Source organism: Acidithiobacillus sp. TH-A36 (assembly GCF_057473445.1).
In genome coordinates this window covers 1-2,536 of record NZ_JBYCKP010000118.1, presented here as the reverse complement: position 1 = coordinate 2,536, position 2,536 = coordinate 1, and the positions used below count along the sequence as shown (strand labels likewise).

Sequence of the window (2,536 nt, the reverse complement as noted above, 5' to 3'; positions counted from 1 at the left end):
GGACAGTTCCTGGTGGATGATCGCATGGTGCTGGCCCCTGCGCCTGAGGGCACGGAGGTTGAAATTATTCGCGGTCCGAATATTGCCAAGTTACCGGCAGGTAAGGCCGCGCCCGCGCATCTGGCAGGCGAGGTGCTGATTCGTCTCGAAGACGATATCACGACCGATCATATTATGCCGGCAGGGGCCAAGGTGCTGCCTTTGCGCTCCAATCTGCCCGCAATCTCCGAATTTGTTTTTCATATGGTGGATGAAACTTTCCCGAGTCGGGCCAAGGCATCCGGCGGTGGTTTTATTGTGGCGGGTCATAATTATGGTCAGGGGTCCAGCCGCGAACATGCTGCGTTGGCACCGCGCTATCTGGGCGTTCGGGGGGTGTTGGTACAGTCTTTTGCCCGGATTCATCTCGCCAATCTGATTAATTTCGGGATATTGCCGCTCACTTTTGTGCATGCTGAAGATTACGCCAAGGTGCAGGCGGGTGATCAGCTGGGCCTCGATCTGTCGGGCCTGACTCTGGGGAAATCCCTGATGTTGCGCGATGAGACGCAGGGTCTGGATATTGAAGTGATGCCGCAACTTGCCAGCGCCCGTGATCTGGAATTGATTTTGAAGGGTGGGGCCTTGTCCTGGGCGAGCGAACAACTGGAGCAGGTGTCATGACGACCCATATTCAGAAACCCGCAACAGGCAGTCCCTTAACACTGCTGAATGGGGTGTTGCAGGTGCCTGATCAACCCATTATTCCCTTCATTGAAGGCGACGGAATTGGTTGTGATGTAACCCCGGCCATGCGCAGTGTGGTGGATGCGGCAGTGGCCAAAGTCTATGGAGGACAGCGGCAGATTGCCTGGATGGAGTTGTTTGCAGGTCAGAAGGCCGTGCAACTGTATGGTGAAGGGCAGTATTTGCCCGATGAGACCATGGCCGCCATCCGGGAATATAAAGTCGCCATCAAAGGTCCTCTGGAAACTCCGGTGGGCGGGGGGATTCGTAGCCTGAATGTGGCCATGCGTCAGGATCTTGATTTGTATGTCTGCCTCCGGCCGGTGCGTTATTTTGAGGGGACGCCCAGCCCCATGCGGCATCCGGAAAAAGTGGATATGGTCATTTTTCGCGAAAACTCCGAGGACATTTACGCCGGTATTGAATGGCCTGCGGGTAGTCCCGAAGCAGAAAAAATCATCCGTTTTCTGCGGGAAGAAATGGGCGTCACAAAAATCCGCTTTCCCGACAGCTCTGCCATTGGCATCAAACCCGTATCGACGGAAGGTTCGGAACGTCTGATCCGGCGTACCATTCAATACGCTCTGGAACATGGCAAGCCCTCTGTGAGTCTGGTGCACAAGGGTAATATCATGAAATTCACCGAAGGCGGTTTCCGTGACTGGGGTTATGCCCTGGCGGAGCGGGAGTTCGCCGGTCGGGTGTTTACCTGGAGGCAAAAGGCCGCCATCAGCAAGGCAGAGGGTAAGGCGGCAGGGCAGAAAGCTGAGCAGCAGGCCATTGCCGACGGGAAGCTGATCATCAAGGACGTGATTGCCGATAATTTTCTGCAGCAGATTTTGCTGCGCCCGGAAGATTACTCAGTGGTTGCCACGCTGAACTTGAATGGTGACTATGTTTCTGATGCCCTGGCCGCAGAAGTTGGGGGTATTGGCATGGCACCCGGTGCTAACCTTTCTGATACCCACGCGATTTTTGAAGCCACCCATGGTACGGCACCGGATATTGCCGGGCAGGGCAAAGCCAACCCCAGCTCGCTGATTTTGTCGGCTGTCATGATGCTGGAGCATCTGGGCTGGGGAGAAGCTGCTCAGGCGATTGTGGCGGCCATGAATGCCACCATTGCGGCTGGTGAAGTCACCGGTGATCTGGCGGCCTTGCGGGGTGATGTGCCGGCACTGAGCACCACAGAGTTTACGGCAGCGCTGATCCGCCGTTTTTAAAGGAATTTTCATGAATCTGCATGAGTATCAGGCCAAGCGTTTGTTGGCCGAAGAGGGGATTCCGGTCCCCCGCGCCATTCCCGCTTTTTCGGTGCGTGAAGCCGTGAATCAGGCGCGTGAACTGGGCGGCCCGGCCTGGGTGGTGAAAGCCCAGGTGCATGCCGGAGGCCGGGGCAAAGCCGGGGGGGTGCGGGTAGTCCACAGTATTGCCGAAGTGGAAAAAACCGCTCAGGAGCTGCTAGGAAAACCATTGGTTACCGCCCAGACCGGTGCGCAGGGCCAGCATGTGGCGGCTTTGCTGATTGAGGAACCGAGCAGTATCGCCCGTGAGTTGTATTTGGCGCTGATGGTGGACCGGGCACAGGCCAGAATTACCTTTCTCGCCACCCAGGAAGGCGGCATGGATATTGAGGAACTGGCCGCAACCCGGCCGGAAGCCTTGAAAAAGCTGGTTGTTAATCCCAGCACCGGATTTTTGCCCTTTCAGGCCCGACAGCTGGGATTTGAGTTTGGTCTGGATACCAGTCAGGTGCAGCAGCTGACCCGCATCATGCAGGGCATGTATCGTCTTGCCCAGAAGCTGGATG

2 protein-coding genes and 1 pseudogene are annotated in these 2,536 nt (G+C 56.5%); all 3 read left to right on the top strand.

The window, feature by feature from the left end:
* Positions 1-663 (top strand): annotated as a pseudogene (locus tag AC2VLY_RS03435) (aconitate hydratase); the annotation flags it as partial.
* Positions 660-1,949, top strand: a complete 1,290-nt coding sequence (gene icd, locus AC2VLY_RS03430; RefSeq protein WP_193650900.1) for an NADP-dependent isocitrate dehydrogenase — start codon at positions 660-662, stop codon at positions 1,947-1,949. The pseudogene AC2VLY_RS03435 and the gene icd, both read left to right, overlap by 4 nt.
* A gap of 10 nt (positions 1,950-1,959) precedes the next feature.
* Positions 1,960-2,536, top strand: a 577-nt coding sequence (locus AC2VLY_RS03425) for an ATP-grasp domain-containing protein (protein WP_486921767.1), incomplete at its 3' end; no start/stop codon positions are given.